The sequence below is a fragment of the Streptomyces sp. UF-297 genome (assembly GCF_058245575.1).
This window is the reverse complement of sequence record NZ_JBSIBZ010000279.1, coordinates 1-318: the sequence shown is the minus strand read 5'-3', so window position 1 is coordinate 318 and position 318 is coordinate 1. Positions and strand designations below refer to the sequence as shown.

Genomic DNA, 318 nt, shown 5'->3' with positions numbered 1-318 from the left:
ACGGTGGACACGGCGTGTTCGTCGTCGCTGGTGGCGTTGCATCTGGCGTGTCAGTCGCTGCGTTCGGGGGAGTCGTCCCTCGCATTGGCCGGCGGCGTGACGGTCATGTCCACCCCGAGCACGTTCGTCGACTTCTCGCGGCAGCGGGGCCTGGCCGCCGATGGCCGCTGCAAGGCGTACTCGGAACAGGCCGATGGTACGGGCTGGGGTGAAGGCGTCGGCGTCGTCGTACTGGAGCGGCTGTCGGACGCGCGGCGGCTGGGGCATCAGGTGCTGGCGGTGGTGTCCGGCAGCGCGGTCAACCAGGACGGCGCGTCG

Annotated in this window: 1 protein-coding gene; it reads left to right on the top strand. The window is 70.8% G+C overall.

What is annotated here, in order from left to right:
• The coding region (locus AC4IJH_RS43820; RefSeq protein WP_490857618.1) for a beta-ketoacyl synthase N-terminal-like domain-containing protein at positions 1-318 on the top strand (318 nt) is incomplete at both ends.